We start from the raw sequence: 17,484 nt of genomic DNA, 5'->3' as shown, positions 1-17,484 counted from the left end.
TTTACTTTTGATACGACAGGAGGAATGTCTTATGTCACAGATCATGATACAAGACCTTGGATTTACCTACGAGGGCGACTATACGCCGGTATTTGAAGGGTTGGACCTGCAGCTAGACACCAACTGGAGACTGGGGCTGGTAGGCCGCAACGGCAGGGGCAAGACCACGCTGCTTCGCCTGTTAGAGGGAGAATTGGAGGGCGTGGGCCAGATCATTCTCCCTGGACGATGCCGCCGCTATCCAAAACCGGTGCTCCACATGGACCTTCCTACCCGGCAGGTCTTGTTAGATGGGATGGAGGATGTGGACGAGTGGCGGTTAATCAGGGAGTTTTCACGCCTTGGACTGGGGGAAGATCTACTGGACCGGCCGTTTCACAGTCTAAGCGGGGGAGAACAGACACGAGCCGCTCTGGCCGCCATTTTCCTTGACGAGGACAGCTATCCCATGCTGGACGAGCCCACCAACCATTTAGATGTCCAGGGAAGGGAACTGGTAGCCGCTTATCTGAAAAATACGCGCCGGGGTTTTTTGTTGGTTTCCCACGATCGAGCCTTCCTCAATCACTGTATCGACCATGTGCTGGCGCTGAACCAGACAGGCCCGGAACTGATGCGTGGAGATTTTTCTACCTGGTTTCAGGAAAAAGAGGCCCGGGACAGGGGAGAGCAGGAGCGAAATGAGAAGCTGAAAGGGGATATCCGGCGACTGGAACAGGCAGCCCGCCGGGCATCCGATTGGTCGGAGCGGACGGAACAGAGCAAATTTAACAGTAAGAATTCAGGACTGCGGGTAGACCGTGGATTTATCGGCCATAAATCAGCTAAAATGATGAAGCGGGCCAAAACCCTTGAGGCCAGGCAGCGGAGCGCCATCCAGGAAAAGTCTGCCCTGCTCCGGGATGTAGAGTGTGCGGACAGCTTGAAGCTAACACCGCTGGACTATCACAGTGAGCGAATCCTGGAGCTGCGCAATTTTGCGGTTTGTTATGAGGAAAGTCCTGCTTGCAAGGGAGTTAGCTTTACACTAAAACGTGGTGATCGGATATGTTTGGATGGGGGAAACGGAAGCGGAAAGACGAGTCTGCTCAGGGCTGTCCTGGGGGAGAATCTGTCCCATATCGGAACACTCTGGCGGGCGTCTGGATTGAAGATATCCTATGTCTCCCAAAAAACGGACCATCTGAAGGGCAGCCCTTTAGAATGGGCGGAAAGACAGGGGATAGATCTGACGAGGTTTTTCACTGTCTTACGAAAATTGGATTTCTCCCGTGCTCTGTTTGAACGGGATATGTCCGGATACAGCGAGGGTCAAAAGAAAAAGGTGTTATTGGCGGTCAGCCTGTGTCAAAGCGCCCACCTCTATATCTGGGACGAGCCGCTGAACTATATCGACCTGTTTTCCCGCATTCAAATCGAGGACCTGCTTCTGGACTTTCAGCCTACCTTGCTTTTTGTAGAGCACGACCAGATGTTCCGGCAGAAGATCGCCACCAACACAGTCAGGCTCAGGAGTGATTGTTGAATAGACAGTAAAAATAGAGTAAAGCAGGAGGACGGGCGACTGCTAACGGATATCCTGCGACCTGAGTATTCTATCGGTCAATACAATCGTCTTGATACTCTGAATTGTATTATTTGAATATAATTTTGACAGTGTAATAAAATTGTTTGTAAAAAATAATATATTTTTTGAATTGACAGACGGAATGACCAGTGCTACCATAAAAATAACCAATATACATTTTGAGGAAAGGAGCCACGCTTTTATGAAGCAGTTTGCAGCTTACTTCTTTAGCTACTTTTACTTTTTTGGCTTTCGTGCAAAAAAGGTAAAAGTGTTTTTTGCTGCAAACAGACGGCTCCCCTCCGCAATTTAGGTGGAGTGTTGGAACATTGAATGACCTGCGGTGAACAAACGCTTCACCGCAGGTCATTTTTTATGACCCGGTGGAGAGCGCAGAGGAAAGGAAGGAAGCGCATCATGGTTATCATCATTAAGCAGAACGCAAAGGAAGAGCGAATCCGGGATCTGATTCAGTGGATCGAGGCCCAGGACCTCCGAACCCATGTTTCTACCGGGGACTACTCGACAATTATCGGTGTGATTGGAGATACCAGCAAGCTAGACGAGGGCTTGGTCAGTGGGCTGGATATTGTAGAGGGAGTCAAGCGTGTGTCGGAACCCTTCAAAAGCGCCAACCGGAAATTCCATCCCCTGGACTCCATTATCCAAGTAGGCCAGGAGCACGTCAAGGTGGGGCACGGCAACTTTGTTATGATCGCCGGCCCTTGCTCGGTGGAGAGCGAGGAGCAAATCATTTCCGTGGCTAAAAGCGTCAAGGCCGCTGGGGCCACCATGCTCCGGGGTGGAGCCTTCAAACCCCGGACCTCTCCCTATGATTTCCAGGGATTGAAGGCGGATGGCATCGAATTGCTGTTGGAAGCGAAGAGGGAGACTGGATTGCCTATTGTCACCGAGATCATGAACGCCAACCACCTGCCGTTGTTCGAGGACGTGGACGTGATTCAGGTTGGTGCTCGGAATATGCAGAATTTCGAGCTACTCAAGGAACTGGGAAAGACCCAGAAGCCGATCCTCATCAAACGCGGTCTGGCCAATACCATCAAGGAGCTACTGATGAGCGCAGAATATATTATGGCTAGCGGCAACGAAAACATCATTCTTTGTGAGCGGGGGATTCGGACCTTCGAAACAGCGACCCGGAACACACTGGATCTGTCCGCCGTGACCGTGCTCCATGAGCTGACCCACCTGCCTGTCATCGTGGATCCCAGCCACGCAACTGGTGTGGCCCGCTATGTCAAACCCATGGCTATGGCGGCGGCGGCCTGCGGGGCGGATGGCCTGATCATCGAGGTCCACAATGACCCTCCACGCGCTCTATGCGACGGGGCCCAGTCCCTTCGTCCAGAGCAGTTTGAGGATGTGGTCAAGGCCGTCTATGCCATTCGGGCGGCGGCCCAGGAGGTCTGACTATGAAAACATTGGCCGTCAATACCTCCCGGCCCTATGAGATCAAGATTGGGCGGGGATCTCTGGACCAGGCTGGTGTACTGTGCCGTCAGGCGATCCCCAACGCCCGGAAGCTGACAATCGTCACCGACAGCAGAGTTCTGCCCCTGTATTTGGCGCGGACGGCAGACAGCCTGGAGCAGATGGGCTTTCAGATTCAATGCCTTACCGTCCCTGCTGGGGAGGCGTCAAAAAGCGCGGAGCAGCTTGTTATCCTTTGGGAAAAGATGATGGCCTTTGGTATGACCCGCACGGATGCTGTGGTAGCTCTTGGGGGCGGCGTAGTGGGGGACTTGGCGGGCTTTGCGGCAGCCACCCTGTTACGCGGGGTAGATTATGTCCAGATCCCTACCACCCTGCTGTCCCAGGTCGATTCCTCCGTAGGCGGAAAAGTGGCCATTGATCTGCGGGCTGGCAAGAATCTAGCAGGAGCCTTCTGGCAGCCCAGCCTGGTAATCATCGATCCAGGCTGCCTGGATACCCTGCCTGACAGGACCTTCTCCGACGGCATGGCCGAGGTCATCAAATACGGCTGTATCTTGGACCGGAAGTTGTTTGAACTCCTGAATCGGTGCGGGAGCCGGGTGAGAGTGATGGAGCGCATTGTAGATGTAGTCTATACCTGCTGCGACTTGAAGCGCCGGGTGGTTGTAGAGGACGAGCGGGACACCGGCTTGCGCCAGCTACTGAACTTTGGACACACTGTCGGCCATGCCTTTGAGCTGGCCGGACATTATGAAACCTGGACTCACGGGCAGGGAGTGGCCGCTGGCATGAACTGGGCCGCCCAACTTGGCGTAGAGCTGGGCGTCACGCCACCGGAAACGGTGGAGTGCATTCAGGAGCTTCTGAAAAAATTTGACTTACCCTTGGACATTCCCTGCCCCTGGGAGACTATGACAGAGGCGGTAGGACTAGATAAGAAGAACGCCGGGGACCACATATCCCTCATCGTCCTGGAAAAGCTGGGGCAGGCGGTACACCGAAAGATGGCTCGGGATGAGCTGCTGGGACTGCTGAAGTGTATGTACGGGAGATGAGCTTATGGATGTGACCATTGTTCCAAACAAACTACAGGGCAGGGTAACTCCGCCACCCAGTAAGAGTCAGACACACCGGGTCATTCTGGCCGCTGCCCTGGCCAGGGGCAGGAGCAGGCTGGAGAATGTGGCCATTTCCCAGGATATCCTCGCTACCCTGAGTTGTATCGGTGCCCTGGGGGCACATTGGGAGCGGAAGGGGGAGCGGACCTTAGAGGTGACCGGTATGGGGGGGATCTTCCAGCCGGGAAAGGAGTTGCCACACTTTGACTGTGGAGAGTCGGGCTCTACCTTGCGCTTTCTCATCCCGATTGCCTTGGCGGTAGCAGGAGGCGGGATATTTACCGGCCGGGGCCGGCTGATGGAGCGGCCCCAGGAGCCTTACATCCACCTGTTCCGTGAAAAGGGGATCTCCTGGAACAGGGAGGGGGATACATTGACAGTCCTTGGACAACTGAAGGCAGGGGACTACGAGCTACCCGGAAATGTGTCCAGCCAATTTTTTACAGGTCTTCTCTATGCTCTACCTCTGGTGTCAGGGATATCACGCATTGTACCTACTACCCACATAGAGGGCCGGGATTACCTCGCCATGACTTTGGATACCCTGGCAGGCGCAGGGGTAACAGTGACCGAGCTTCACAATACTATAAAGTATTTTCACATCACAGGAAAGACTGCTTACAAGGCGATGGATTATACTGTGGAATCCGATTGGTCCCAGGCAGCCTTTTGGTACGCCGCCAATTTTCTGGGTGGACAGATTACGATTCAGGGGTTGAACCCCACCTCCGCCCAGGGAGACAAGGCTGTGGCCTCCTTCTACTGGAAACTGGCGCGGCCAGGTGATGTGGATCTGGACGTGTCCCAGTACCCTGATCTTGTACCCCCTCTGGCCGCAATGGCCGCGGTACGGAAAGGGACCTGCCGCTTTAATAACGCTGGGCGGCTTAGAATGAAGGAGAGTGACCGCCTCAATTCAGTAACGGCAGCTCTGATTGCTTTAGGAGCGGATATTAGGGAAGGGGAGGACAGCCTTACCATCCGGGGCCGGGACAGCCTGATGGGAGGCGAAATGGTTGACAGCCAAAACGATCACCGCATTGCAATGATGGCCGCTGTGTCCGCCCAGACTTGCCAGAAGCCAGTAACTATCTTAGGTGCGGAGTGCGTAAACAAGTCCTACCCCAATTTCTGGGAGCATTTTCAAGTGTTAGGAGGGAATATACATGGCCTCGTACTTCGGTAAGCATATCCATATCTCTATCTTTGGGCAGTCCCATTCCCAGGTGATCGGCGTGACAGTGGATGGACTGCCAGCCGGCGAGAGCGTGGATCTGGAGGGACTCCAACGCTTTCTCCATCGTCGCGCCCCTGGATGGGACACTACCGCTACCGCTCGAAAGGAGGGAGATATCCCTCGTATTCTGTGTGGTTTGCTGGAGGGAGAGACCTGTGGAGCGCCTCTGACCGCTATCATCGAGAACACCAATATTCGGTCCCAGGATTACAATGACCTATGCGATAAGCCGCGCCCCGCACATGCAGACTTTACTGCCCAGATCAAATATGGTGGCCATCAGGATGTGCGGGGCGGCGGACACTTTTCTGGGCGGCTCACAGCCCCCCTTTGTATCGCCGGCGGCATCTGCGCCCAGCTCCTGTCCCGACGCGGGATTGCCATTGGGGCCCATATTCGTTTTATCGCACAGATAGAAGATAAGCCATTTGACCCACTGGGAGAACAGACAGAAGTGCTGCGGCGGGTTCAGGCGGCCTCATTCCCAGTCCTAGACCCCAATGTGGAGGAGCCGATGCGTGCGGTCATCCTCCAGGCGCAGAGGGAAGGGGACTCGGTAGGGGGTGTTGTAGAGTGCATGGTCACCGGGCTGCCGGCCGGGGTAGGCTCTCCCATGTTTCAGGGCCTGGAGAGCCAACTGGCCGCGGCCCTGTTCGCCATCCCGGCTGTAAAGGGCGTGGAGTTTGGCACCGGCTTTCAGTCCGCCAACCTGCGGGGATCAGAGAACAACGACCCATTTATTTTGGAGGATGGGGCTATCCGGACTGAAACAAATCATGCCGGTGGAATACTGGGTGGGATATCAAATGGGATGCCTATCCTGTTCCGAGTTGCCTTTAAACCTACCCCCTCTATCGCCCAGTCTCAGCGTACGGTCCGCCTTTCTACCCACACAGAGGAGGAGCTTCACATCACCGGCCGCCATGACCCTTGTATCGTACCCCGGGCGGTGCCAGTGGTAGAGGCTGTCGCTGCCGCCGTCGTACTGGACGCCCTGCTGGATCAAAATACCGACCATATCTAGGATAAAAATTTAGGAGGAGATTTCCCATGGAGCACAATCTGAATGACTTAAGGGAGCGAATTGACCACATTGACAGCCAACTGGTAGACCTGCTGAAACAGCGGATGGCTGTCTCCAGAGATGTAGCTCTATACAAAAGGAAAAACGGACTGCCCACCTTAGATGCCGGCAGAGAACGGGTGCTGCTGGCCAAGGTAGGGGCGGAGGCTGGTGAGGAGCTGGCCGATTACACAGAGTCTGTATTTCGTGCCATCCTGGCGGTGGGCCGCTCCTATCAGAACCAGTGTGGCGGGGTGAAGTCCCAGGTCTATGAAACCATCCGGACGGCCTTGGCTGAGACCCCGGCGCTCTTTCCCCAGCGGGCCACCGTGGCCTGCCAGGGGATAGAGGGCGCCTACTCCCAGATGGCCTGCGACAGCATCTTTAAATCTCCTACGATTCTCTATTTTGATACCTTCGATCATGTATTCAAAGCGGTGGAGAGCGGCATGTGCCAATATGGAATACTGCCCATCGAAAACAGTACCGCCGGTTCCGTCAACGCGATATATGATCTGATGATCCAGCACAACTTTTCCATTGTCCGCTCTGTCCGCCTGAAGGTCAGCCACAATCTGCTTGCCAAGCACGGGACGAAGCTGGGTGACATTCGAGAGGTGTTCTCCCATGAGCAGGCGATCAGCCAGTGCGCGGACTATCTGGCTGGAATGAAGAACATCAAAGTGACCATGGTAGAAAATACTGCGGTGGCCGCCCGTATGGTGGCACAATCTGACCGTACCGATGTTGCCGCTATCTCCTCTCGCTTCTGTGGCGAGGAGTATGGTCTCAATCTGGTTCAGACCAATGTTCAGGACCAGGATAACAACTATACCCGGTTCATTTGTATCTCAAAAATCCCTGAAATATATCCCGGAGCGGACCGTACCTCGCTGATGATGACCCTGCCCCATAGACCAGGCTCGCTCTACCATGTACTGTCCAAATTTTATGCTCTGGGGATCAACCTTCGCAAGCTGGAGAGCCGCCCGCTTCCGGACCGGGAATTTGAGTTCATGTTCTACTTCGATCTGGAGTGCTCTGTATACGCCCCGGAGATGGAACGTCTGTTCCAAGATCTGGATGAGGAGAGCGAGTACTTCCGCTACCTTGGGACCTATAACGAGGTCATCTGCTGATGGTCCCGCGTCATCTGGAATTTGGACTACTGGGGGAGCATCTTGCTCACAGCTTCTCCCCAGCAATCCATCGGCAGTTGGGGGGCTATGATTACCAACTAGTGGAGCTGTCTCCAGAACAGGTGGGGCCCTTCCTGCGTCAAGGGCAGTTTCGCGGACTCAATGTGACGATTCCCTACAAAAAAACAGCGATGAGATTCTGTGACCAGCTTTCCCCTGCGGCCCAGCGGATCGGCAGTGTCAATACCATTATCAAGAGACCTGATGGGACCCTGTATGGGGATAATACCGATTATGACGGTTTCTTGTATCTGCTTCGTTCAGCCGGGGCCCAGATAAGAGGAAAAAAAGCGCTTGTACTTGGAAGTGGAGGAGCCTCGCTCACTGTCCATGCGGTCCTTTCGGATTTAGGCGTTGGGCAGGCCGTAGGGATATCCCGCAAAGGACCGGACAATTACGAAAATCTGGAGCGGCACCAGGATGCGGAACTGATTGTGAACGCTACGCCAGTGGGGATGTATCCCAATGTAGGGGCTTCTCCTGTGGACTTGGCGCAATTTCCACATTGCGGCCAGGTCTTTGACCTCATTTACAACCCAAGCCGGACCCGGTTCCTGTTGGATGGTGCTAGACGAGGAATGCTCTGGGCCAATGGCTTAGGAATGCTGGTAGCCCAGGCCAAAACGGCAGCGGAGCGGTTTTTAGGCCAAACGATTCAGGACAGCAGGGTGGCGGAAATCACCGCCTGTATTGAACGTCAGGCTCTCAATCTTCTTCTGATTGGGATGCCGGGCTGCGGAAAGACTACGATAGGGCAGGCGCTGGCCCGCCGTCTGGGTCGGCCCCTGGAAGATATTGACCAGCATATCGTTGCCAACAGCGGTTGTTCTATTCCGGAGATCTTTTCCTGGGAAGGGGAGGAGGGCTTCCGAAGCAGGGAGCATCAGGCCATCTGTCAGCTGGCCAAGCAGTCAGGTAAAGTCATTGCCTGCGGCGGCGGAATCGTCACCAAACGTGAGAACTGGGACCCTATCCGCCAAAATTCCACAGTTATTTATCTCCGCCGGGACTTGGAACTGCTCCCCACGGATGGACGTCCGGTATCCCAGTTCCATTCTCTGGAGGAGCTCTACCGGCAGCGCGCACCTCTATATAGTCAGTTGGCTGACCTTACGGTTGACAACCAAGGTACGGTAGAGGAAACAGCGGACGAGATCATCAGGAGGCTGGAGCTATGAATCTACTTGTAATCAATGGTCCAAACTTGAATCTGTTAGGTATCCGGGAGCCGAACATTTACGGCGACCAGAGTTTTTCCGCCTTGGAACGATTTATCCAGGCAGCAGCCCAGGAGAGTGGGGCGTCTGTGGAGTTGTTCCAATCCAATCATGAGGGAGCGATTGTGGATAAAATTCAATCTGCCTATGGCAGAATGGACGGTATCGTAATCAACCCAGCCGCCTATACCCATACCAGCGTAGCTATTTTGGACGCCCTAAAGGCGGTGGCGCTGCCGGCGGTAGAGGTCCATCTCTCCGATGTGAACAGCCGGGAACCATTTCGGCAAATCTCCTATGCGGGCATGGCCTGCGAGGAGTCCTTTATCGGACTGGGCTTCGAGGGCTACCGGCGCGCCATCCAGTATCTCTGCCAAAAATACGGCCACTGATAACCTGGAAACAAGAGTTTGCAGAGTGGAAAGCACGGCAACAGTCTAAAGTCTAAATAATACAAACACGCATGATAAAGGAGGGGACATCTGAAATGATGTTCCCTCCTGGTTTACTTATTTAGCAACCATTATTTTTTGCTAATCCCTCAAGGATTAAATACACGCCAGCTGTAGCGATGTGTTCTCATGCCACAGTCTAATCGAACATAACCGTCTCAGCTAAGTCTAGATTGGTATTTGATATTTCTTGGTCTACAACAGATACCGGAGCATTACTCTTTACTCTTTCTGCTCCTGTGATATCCCATCCGCCGCCAGCAACGGCTTCGTTTGTGTTCACCATTACTTCCATACCACTATACATGAATCTTAACCAGCCTTCTGCGGTTATCGTGTCTTCTCCGAAGTACTCATAATCATCGACACCAATCAAGGAGAAGAAATCTTCAAAGGACATGTCATCTTCCATGTCTGGAAAAAGTACATTTGCTGTTGTGATGAAACCAGCGCATTTTAACTGGTCTTCATATTCGTTCATAGCCTTTTCAGCATTACCGCTCTGTGTTCCGAAAAAGTAGGAAACATATTCCGCCTCCGGATCCCCAAAACATATAGCAGCACAATCCGGGAATCCATCTAATCTTACAATAAATTCGCCTTCGGGATACTCATTTCTTAATTCACTAAGTGTTTTTCCAATGTCATTAAAAAATTCAGGTGTTTGGTCGCTAGGGGTTGCAGGTACGCAAGCGGAAAATGCGAATGATACAAGCAAACATATGGTCACAATAACTACGTTTCTTTTCATATTAACCTCCGTTCAGCGATATCATACTGCTCTAAATGTAACATTTTTGAGGAATTTCTTGGAGTAAATCGGCAGACAAAATGATGTATTGTTGATGTAATTATAATAAGAAGCACAACAAAAAGCAAGGATTTGGAATGTTGTTCCCAATCCCCCAATTCTTGCTAATCAAAGTACATTTTCAGCAGAAATGATAAATCCGAACACATTCATCACTTAGAGAATGTAGTTCGGATTATCATTGTTTGGTCGGAGTGTAATTATAGGACTTGGAAAAGTCCAGCCACATCAATTGTTTGCAAGCTGTCAGCAAGAGGTTTTTATCCATACATTACGCATAAATTGCAACCGGAATAATAATTACAGCGGGAGGAGCAATCATAAATCGTACATCAGGAAGGTTAAATGCAGCAAGCTCTTCGGCCTTAAACATTGCTAAAAATTGCTCGCGCGTAGTGCTGTCTAATATGTTTAATGTAGTTTTTCTTAGCAGATTTATTCCATCCTCATCTTCTCTGCACACCCGAATGATTTTACCTAAAACCTTGAAGGTGCCACCGATGAGTTCAGAAATATTATCATTAGCCAAATATTGTTCCTGCGCAGATAAAACAGCAGTTCCACCACTACTACTTTCTAAAATAAAGTCCACTGTTCCTGTATGCTTTAATTCGTTTAGGAAAGACTGCATTTGCCGTACCGTTATATTGTCAGTTGCCTTCTTTTCAGAAGCAGCTTTTTTGTTTCCAAGCTGAGGCTTATCTGTGAAAATATCTGCCATTCTAAATACATCTATAAATTTTTCCATGATGTCAATCATTGGATTTTTCTGAAGTTCTCCTTCAATTTCAATAAAATCACCTGTATTTATATTTGATATGTCTAAATTGTCACCAGCTTTGCAAGTTAATAAGTTGCCATCAATAAGTTCGGACCTAAATTTGGACAACAAAGAAACACTGGTGTGAACTTTTTCGAGTTTTGTGTCCACCCCGGAAGTTGTTGACTTATCTTTTTGAAAATTACCTTCCAATTGGATCTTTAATAATTTATCTAAAATAGCTTTCGTAGATACACCACCAGATAGTTTCCCGGCGCTTGATGACGTGTCCTGATTTGAGGAGGTAACTTCACTTACCATCGAAAAACCATCTTCAATAATAGCAAGCATATCTAATACAGTTTTTTCATTCAAATAGACAGGGACAATCAACTGATCTGATGTAACTTTCTTATCCATGCGTACCTCCATTAAAATCATATTCCAATTTATTATATCATATTGAAAAAACTTGTCACTCGATTTTACATTCGAGTGTAATTATGGGATTTTCGATAAATATTTTGGCTGTAAACCCGCATAAATACAGGAATAGTAAAAGACCGCCGACAAAGGTCAACGGTCTTTCTGATGGTCCGAGTGGCGGGATTTGAACCCACGGTCTCTTGGACCCGAACCAAGCGCGATACCAAGCTTCGCCACACCCGGAGTTCTAACTGCTATATTATAAAATCTTTCATCAAAGATGTCAAGTGTAATATCCAAAACCGCTTCAGAATAGACTGACCTATCACCGATATCTGAAAAGGGAGGGGCCAGGATGTATCGCGCCGCACACACTGCCCGAAAAAATATCCATTTCTCACCTACCGGAGCAGGCCGGCATAGTAGAGGATCCAGCAGCCAGGAGAGGACACGTCTACGTCAGCTGTTGGTCTGTGTCGTCCTATTTCTAACCGTATTTTTAGGGAAGGGAATTTTCCCAGCCAAACTGCTTCAGGTGCGGGACGATATCGTTCAGCTTATCACCTATAATATCGATTTTAAAGCTGCTTTTTCCAAACTTGGTGCCACGATTGGGGGGGAAGGCACGCTGCTGGACCAACTTGGTGAATTTTGCGTAGAAGTATTCGGCGGTTCTTCTAGTTCCGACGTAGATCCACAGCAGGCAGAAAATTTGTATGATTCCTCCAAATCAAAGATCGTGCTCCTGACAGGGGGCAGACAGGATCCGGAGGAATTGACCCAGAACCTATTTTCCTCCGATCTCCCAAAGCTGGATATTTCCTTTGATACGGAGCCTGTGGAACAGTCGGAGCAGCCAGCGGCAGTGGAGGAGCCAGCCGTGGTGCCGGCCGCGGGTACGCTGCTCCTCAAATCTGATTATAGTGGGAAGGAACTGCCCAATAATTATACCATGGATAAGCTCTCACTGGGAGATCTCGAAACAGTCACCCCTGTTCTTGGCCATTTAAATTCTGTCTATGGATACCGGGACCACCCTATTAATGGTGTGTATCAGTTTCACGGCGGCGTGGATATTGGTGGACAGACAGGCGATCCAATCAGCGCCTTTGCCACCGGCACGGTAGAGTATGTCGGCCAAGACGACTCCTATGGGCTCTATCTCCAACTGGACCATGGAAATGGCGTCAAATCATTCTATGCTCATTGTAACAAGGTCTGTGTCAGTAAGGGACAGTCTGTGGCTGTGGGGGAGAAGATTGCGGAGGTGGGCTCATCCGGCGCCGCCACTGGGCCACACCTGCATTTGGAACTTAAATTCAATAAAACTCATCTGGATCCAATTTACTATATCCAGGTCCTGGAAAACTAATGCGCATTGGAAAGTTGGAAGTAACAGCGCCCTTTTTCCTCATGTTGGCGTGGCTCAACTACCTGGACCGGCAGGGGCTGGTCCCGCTGTGCGTGTTGGCCTGCTGTTTCCATGAGCTGGGGCATCTCCTGTCGATACGGCTGTTGAGTGGAGATATCAAGCTAATCCGCCTTACAGCTGTTGGAGCGGAAATGGTACTGTGTAGGCCGATGGGATATGGCCAGGAGATGGTGGCGGCTCTAGCGGGACCGGGCGTGAATCTGCTGCTGGCTGTCCTCTGCTGCCGCTGGAGCTGGGGAACACTTTTCGCCGGGTTGAATCTGGCTCTAGGCTGTTTTAATCTTTTGCCGGTCGGGAGGCTGGACGGCGGCCGTTTTTTACATGGATTGCTGGCTGTCTTTTGTGGCCTGAATGTGGCAGAGCAAATTGGAGCCTTGCTGGACGGATGTCTGGTAGGCTCGCTGCTTCTGGCGGGGGCGCTGCTGGCCTGGAAAAACGGAAATATCACCCTGTTATCTGTTGGGCTGTGGCTGCTGGCTGTTTTTTCCAAAGGAAAAAAGAGGGGAAATAGGGCTTGCCTTATAGATAAGAAAAAGGTAAAATCATATTGATTCGCTCCTAGGCGTTTCAACTGGAGGATCAATATGAATCGCACACTAGAGCATATCTTACCAAAAGTACAAAAGCCCGCCCGCTATACTGGCGGCGAGTATAACGCAGTGGTCAAAGAGAAGTGTTCTGTGACCACTCGTTTCGCACTTTGTTTTCCGGATACCTATGAGATTGGGATGTCCAATTTGGGATGCCGCATTTTATATGGCGTCATGAATCAGAGGCCCGATGTGTGGTGCGAGCGCTGCTATGCCCCCTGGGGCGATATGGAAGAGGAAATGCGCCGGGAGGGACTGCTCCTCTATGGGCTGGAGAGCGGGGATCCCATCGCAGACTTTCATATCATCGGCTTTTCTCTTGGGTATGAGATGGCCTACTCCAATGTTTTGAATATGTTGGATCTGGCGGGACTGCCGCTCCGATCCGCGGACCGGAAAGGTCTTACTCCGCTTGTGGTAGCTGGTGGCACCTGCTGTTATAATCCTGAACCGTTGGCCCCTTTTATTGACTTCTTCGTCCTTGGCGAAGGGGAGGAGGTCACCCTGGAGTACATAGACCTGTACCAAAGGGCCCAGGAGGAAGGATGGTCTAAAGAGGAGCTTCTACAGGAAGCGGCTCGTATCCCTGGTATCTATGTCCCCTCGCTTTATGAGGTAACTTACCATGAGGACGGACGGGTGGCAGCCATCACTCCAAAGGAGGGTGCCCCCGCCACCGTGACAAAACGGATCATCCAGGACATGGACAAAGCCTATTTCCCAGTAAAGACCATCATTCCCTCCACCGAGATCGTCCACGACCGGGTGATGCTGGAGCTGTTTCGGGGATGTATCCGGGGCTGCCGCTTCTGCCAGGCTGGATATGCCTATCGCCCTGTCCGAAGCCGCAGCCCAGAACTGCTGGCCAGATATGGGAAGGAAGCCTGCGAGGACTCCGGCTATCAGGAGATGACACTGTCCAGCCTGTCCTCCACGGATTATCCCTGTCTGCTGCAGTTGTGTGATGACCTGCTGGATTACTGCGCCCCACGGGATATTGGCCTGTCTCTGCCCTCCCTGCGGGCGGATACCTTCTCCATGAATCTGATGGAGCGGCTCCAGCGGGTCCGAAAGGGCGGATTGACTTTCGCTCCGGAGGCTGGGACCCAGCGCCTAAGAGACGCCATCAACAAAAATCTCCGGGAGGAGGACCTTCTCCAGTCCTGCCGCACCGCCTTTTCCGGCGGTTGGAGTGGAGTAAAGCTGTATTTTATGCTGGGACTGCCCACAGAAACAGATGAGGATGTCCTGGGCATCGCCGACCTAGCCCGTAAGGTCTATTTTACCTGGCGGGAGTGCACTCCAAACAAGGCCCGTGGAGTACGAATCACGGTATCCACCTCCTGGTTCGTTCCAAAGCCGCACACCGCCTTCCAGTGGGAGGCCCAAATCCCGGTAGAGGAGTACCAGCGCCGGGTGGATTTGTTGCGGGATGCGCTGAAGCGGGACAAGTCGATCACTTACAACTGGCACGACCCCCAGACCAGCTATCTGGAGGCCATTTTCTCCAGGGGAGACCGCCGTTTAGCCGATGTATTGGAATGGGCCTGGGAGCATGGAGCCAAATTTGACGCCTGGAGCGAATATTTCGATTACCAGCGATGGATGGACGCTCTGTCCGCCTGTGGGCTGGATGGGGACTTCTATGCCCACCGGGTCCGGGAAAAGGACGAGCTATTCCCCTGGGCAGTACCAAGCGTCGGGGTCAGTCGGGAATTCCTGTGGCGGGAGCGGGAGCTTTGCTACCAGTCTGTCACCACTCCAGACTGCCGGTCACGCTGCTCGGCCTGTGGGGCCAACAAAATGCTGACAGGAGGTAGGACCTGTGGCTGACCGCCTGCTATTTTCCAAGACAGGGAGAGCCAAATATATCTCTCATCTGGATCTGATGCGCACCTTTCAGCGTGCTTTCGCTCGCGCCAAGATCCCGATCAAGCATACAGAAGGGTTTAATCCACATCCCTTTGTTTCCATTGCGCTGCCCCTCTCGGTGGGCTACTCCAGCCAGTGTGAAATACTGGAGTTTGGACTGATGGAGGGGACCGGCAGGGAAGAGGTGCCGGGCAGATTGACCGCCGCCATGCCGGAGGGGATCGTGGTCCATCAGTGCTATCCAGCACAGCGAAAACTCAAGGAGTTGGCCTATGTCAACTACATCATGAATATGGAATATCCGGCAGGCCGTCCCCAGGAGACAGAGTCTGCCATGCGGGAGCTGCTGGGCCGCGACAGTTTGATTATGCAAAAGAAATCTAACAAAGCCAAAAAGGGATATACAGAAGTGGATCTCATTCCTTTGATCCGCGGCTGGAATCTGGAATGTCAGAGCGACACTATGACGCTAGATGCGGTACTGTCAGCCCAGAATCCCGGCCTGAACCCCGAACTTATCCACAGCGCCTTTTGCCAGGAATATCCTCAATTCCGGCCAGACATGGTTACCTTCCACCGCCGAGAGGTACTGGACAAAGATGGAACTCCCTTCCGCTGAAGGGGCACAATACACAGGAGGAGAATACCCATGGAGGAGAAGAAGCAGCATACACTGACCTGGACAGTCACAGACGATATGACCGCCAAGCGCATCGGAACCGCCGGCGCCAAGATCCTTTCCACCCCCAATATGCTGGCCCTGATGGAAGGGGCCGCTCTGGAATTGGCCCGTGAATTTTTGGACGATGGGATGACCACCGTAGGCGCGGAAGCGCACGTCAAGCATTTGGCCCCTACACCCGTTGGGATGAAGGTGTGGGCTACCGCCACCCTCCGGGAAATCGAGCGCCGGAAGATGTGGTTTGACATCGAAGTGTTTGACGAGAAGGGCAAATGTGGTGAGGGTTGGCATCTGCGTATCATGGTGCCTGACAAAGACCGGAGTCAGGTCCAGTGACGCTGGCATTGTATCCGAAAGGCCTTGGGATCTCCTGACTTCAATTACACCTATATTGTCTATGGAAAGTATTGCGAACTTTGAAAGCAATTGTACCAAAGGAGGTTAAACAATGAAAAATTGGGTATTTCTTTTAGGTATGATCACTTTATCCATTTCTATTATAATTTTTGGCGTTCTTTTGTCCCAAGCAATTGAACGGGCAGGATCTGGTTTGAATAGTTCGCTTTCTTATTTTGCAGAGTTGTTGCGTGGCACACTTCTTACCATTTCCGAAAGAAATTGACGGTGCAATTTCTGTAATCTATATAGATTGGACGATCTCCTGAGAAAACAGCTTGTCAAGGCCTATAAAGAGTGATATAATATTTGCGCTCATTACACAAGAAGGGAACGATATTACCATGTCCGGACATTCCAAGTGGCACAATATACAGAAGACCAAGGGTGCGGCCGACGCCAAGCGCTCCCAAATTTTTACCAAGATTGCCCGTGAAATGATCGTAGCAGTCAAGACCGGGGGCAGCGGTGATCCCGCCAACAACTCCCGTCTGGCCACCGTCATTGCCAAGGCCAAGGCGGCCAATATGCCCAACGATAATATCAAGCGGACCATCGACAAGGCGTTGGGCTCCGGCAATACCGACAGCTTTGAGAACGTGACCTATGAGGGCTACGGCCCCAATGGCGTCGCCGTGATCATCGAGGCGCTGACCGACAACCGCAACCGCACCGCCCCTGAGGTCCGCCACCTGCTGGACAAGTATGGCAAGGGCTTGGGCGCCACTGGTTGTGTATCCTGGTCCTTTGACCGCAAGGGTGTCATTGTCATCGAGTCGGAAGACCTAGACGAGGATACTGTTATGATGGATGCTCTGGAGGCCGGCGCCGACGATATGCAGGCTGACGACGAGGTATTTGAGGTCTATACTGATCCCGATGCCTTCGCCGCTGTGACCGAAACTCTGGAGAAGAAAGGCTATGTCTTCTTGGAGGCTGGAGTCCAGATGGTCCCCCAGAACTATGTCAAGCTTACCGCTGAGGACGATATCAAAAATATGGAGAAGCTGATCGATCTCCTGGAGGAAAATGATGATGTCCAGGCTGTGTATCACAACTGGGACCAGGACTGATTCTTCTCATAAGAAAAGGGCCCTGGAGCGCAAAACCGCTCCAGGGCCCTTTTTTGTTACTCGTCATAGATGATAATGCAGAACTGACTGGTGCCAGTATAGGTATCATACTTTGTAACAGAAGATGAAATTTC

The 17,484-nt window shown here is 51.9% G+C and carries 17 protein-coding genes and 1 tRNA gene; 15 read left to right on the top strand and 3 right to left on the bottom strand.

The features are described 5' to 3' along the window. Positions 1-31: 31 nt before the first annotated feature. The 8 genes from abc-f (at position 32) to aroQ (ending at position 9,248) form a co-directional block, all read left to right on the top strand. Positions 32-1,525 carry a ribosomal protection-like ABC-F family protein gene (gene abc-f, locus MCG44_RS08250; protein WP_240287692.1) on the top strand — a complete coding sequence of 498 codons (1,494 nt, stop codon included), beginning with the start codon at positions 32-34 and terminating at the stop codon, positions 1,523-1,525. Between the two features lie 459 nt (positions 1,526-1,984). Continuing rightward, the gene (gene aroF / locus MCG44_RS08245) at positions 1,985-2,998 is read left to right on the top strand and encodes a 3-deoxy-7-phosphoheptulonate synthase (protein WP_240287690.1); all 1,014 of its coding nucleotides are present in this window, start codon (positions 1,985-1,987) and stop codon (positions 2,996-2,998) included. A 2-nt stretch (positions 2,999-3,000) separates the two neighbouring features. After that, positions 3,001-4,077: a 3-dehydroquinate synthase gene (gene aroB / locus MCG44_RS08240; protein ID WP_147571771.1), complete on the top strand. Its 1,077-nt coding sequence runs from the start codon at positions 3,001-3,003 to the stop codon at positions 4,075-4,077. Between the two features lie 4 nt (positions 4,078-4,081). Further along, the gene (gene aroA, locus MCG44_RS08235; protein ID WP_147571772.1) at positions 4,082-5,326 is read left to right on the top strand and encodes a 3-phosphoshikimate 1-carboxyvinyltransferase; all 1,245 of its coding nucleotides are present in this window, start codon (positions 4,082-4,084) and stop codon (positions 5,324-5,326) included. Then, positions 5,307-6,401: a chorismate synthase gene (gene aroC, locus MCG44_RS08230; protein ID WP_240287688.1), complete on the top strand. Its 1,095-nt coding sequence runs from the start codon at positions 5,307-5,309 to the stop codon at positions 6,399-6,401. Before aroA ends, aroC begins: the two co-directional genes overlap by 20 nt. A gap of 26 nt (positions 6,402-6,427) precedes the next feature. Then, positions 6,428-7,579 carry a prephenate dehydratase gene (pheA, locus tag MCG44_RS08225; protein WP_240287686.1) on the top strand — a complete coding sequence of 384 codons (1,152 nt, stop codon included), beginning with the start codon at positions 6,428-6,430 and terminating at the stop codon, positions 7,577-7,579. Next, the gene (locus tag MCG44_RS08220) at positions 7,579-8,817 is read left to right on the top strand and encodes a shikimate kinase (RefSeq protein ID WP_240287684.1); all 1,239 of its coding nucleotides are present in this window, start codon (positions 7,579-7,581) and stop codon (positions 8,815-8,817) included. The genes pheA and MCG44_RS08220 overlap by 1 nt, the downstream gene beginning before the upstream one ends. Then, positions 8,814-9,248 (top strand): type II 3-dehydroquinate dehydratase, encoded by a 435-nt coding sequence (gene aroQ / locus MCG44_RS08215; protein ID WP_240287682.1) that lies wholly within the window; start codon positions 8,814-8,816, stop codon positions 9,246-9,248. Before MCG44_RS08220 ends, aroQ begins: the two co-directional genes overlap by 4 nt. A gap of 199 nt (positions 9,249-9,447) precedes the next feature. Here aroQ and MCG44_RS08210 read toward each other — a convergent pair whose 3' ends face one another. From MCG44_RS08210 to MCG44_RS08200, 3 genes are all read right to left on the bottom strand, one after another. Further along, complete coding sequence (locus MCG44_RS08210) at positions 9,448-10,059, bottom strand: hypothetical protein (RefSeq protein WP_240287680.1); 612 nt, start codon at positions 10,057-10,059, stop codon at positions 9,448-9,450. A gap of 331 nt (positions 10,060-10,390) precedes the next feature. Further along, a complete protein-coding gene (locus tag MCG44_RS08205) occupies positions 10,391-11,299 on the bottom strand; it encodes a hypothetical protein (protein ID WP_240287678.1) in 909 nt (302 codons plus the stop codon). Positions 11,300-11,471: 172 nt separating this feature from the next. Continuing rightward, a tRNA-Pro gene (locus MCG44_RS08200) sits at positions 11,472-11,548 on the bottom strand. Between the two features lie 112 nt (positions 11,549-11,660). On the opposite strand from MCG44_RS08200, the gene MCG44_RS08195 reads away from it, so the two are divergent. The 7 genes from MCG44_RS08195 to MCG44_RS08165 all read left to right on the top strand — a co-directional run bounded on the left by MCG44_RS08195 (position 11,661) and on the right by MCG44_RS08165 (position 17,350). Beyond that, positions 11,661-12,677 (top strand): M23 family metallopeptidase, encoded by a 1,017-nt coding sequence (locus tag MCG44_RS08195; protein ID WP_240287676.1) that lies wholly within the window; start codon positions 11,661-11,663, stop codon positions 12,675-12,677. Beyond that, entirely contained in the window at positions 12,677-13,288 is a 612-nt protein-coding gene (locus MCG44_RS08190; protein WP_147571790.1) for a peptidase M50, read from the top strand. Before MCG44_RS08195 ends, MCG44_RS08190 begins: the two co-directional genes overlap by 1 nt. 33 nt (positions 13,289-13,321) lie before the next feature. Continuing rightward, positions 13,322-15,160, top strand: a complete 1,839-nt coding sequence (locus MCG44_RS08185) for a TIGR03960 family B12-binding radical SAM protein (RefSeq protein WP_147571789.1) — start codon at positions 13,322-13,324, stop codon at positions 15,158-15,160. Beyond that, positions 15,153-15,818, top strand: coding sequence for a TIGR03936 family radical SAM-associated protein (locus MCG44_RS08180; protein WP_186852583.1), 666 nt, complete (start codon positions 15,153-15,155; stop codon positions 15,816-15,818). The genes MCG44_RS08185 and MCG44_RS08180 overlap by 8 nt, the downstream gene beginning before the upstream one ends. 30 nt (positions 15,819-15,848) lie before the next feature. Then, positions 15,849-16,217, top strand: coding sequence for a thioesterase family protein (locus MCG44_RS08175; protein ID WP_147571787.1), 369 nt, complete (start codon positions 15,849-15,851; stop codon positions 16,215-16,217). Between the two features lie 112 nt (positions 16,218-16,329). After that, on the top strand, positions 16,330-16,503 hold the full coding sequence (locus tag MCG44_RS08170; RefSeq protein ID WP_240287674.1) for a hypothetical protein: 174 nt from the start codon (positions 16,330-16,332) through the stop codon (positions 16,501-16,503). Positions 16,504-16,621: 118 nt separating this feature from the next. Further along, positions 16,622-17,350, top strand: a complete 729-nt coding sequence (locus MCG44_RS08165) for a YebC/PmpR family DNA-binding transcriptional regulator (protein WP_240287672.1) — start codon at positions 16,622-16,624, stop codon at positions 17,348-17,350. Positions 17,351-17,484 lie beyond the last annotated feature (134 nt).

The sequence above is a fragment of the Lawsonibacter sp. OA9 genome (assembly GCF_022440585.1).
This window is presented reverse-complemented; position numbering and strand designations above follow the sequence as displayed.